The following is a 371-nucleotide window of genomic DNA, read 5'->3' as shown; positions in this document are numbered from 1 at the left end:
AGATTCCCCGCATACGGCGGCAGATAGTCCCCCGCCCCCTCGACCTCCACGAACGTGGTCACCAGGTGATGGCCGCCGTTGAACACCGTCGGCTCATCGAACTGCGGCTCGTTGAGCAACCGGTAGCCCGGCACGTAGGTCTGCACCTGCGCGACCACCTCCTTGATCGAGGCCGTGATCGCGTCGTGGTCGGCGTCCTCAGGAATCGCGCAGAAGATGGTGTCGCGCATGATCATCGGCGGATCGGCCGGGTTGAGAATGATGATGGCCTTACCGCGCTTCGCGCCGCCGATCACCTCCACGCCGGCACTGGTGGTCTTGGTGAACTCGTCGATGTTGGCCCGGGTTCCCGGGCCGGCCGACGCCGAGGA

Annotated in this window: 1 pseudogene; it reads right to left on the bottom strand. The window is 65.8% G+C overall.

Annotated features, from left to right (window positions below):
• Positions 1–371: pseudogene (locus tag SBI80_RS28165) on the bottom strand (acetaldehyde dehydrogenase (acetylating)); the annotation flags it as partial.

Source organism: Mycolicibacterium sichuanense (assembly GCF_033741125.1).
Taxonomy (GTDB): Bacteria; Actinomycetota; Actinomycetes; order Mycobacteriales; family Mycobacteriaceae; genus Mycobacterium.
The sequence above is the reverse complement of the archived record's forward strand: the minus strand, read 5'-3'. Positions and strand labels throughout refer to the sequence as shown.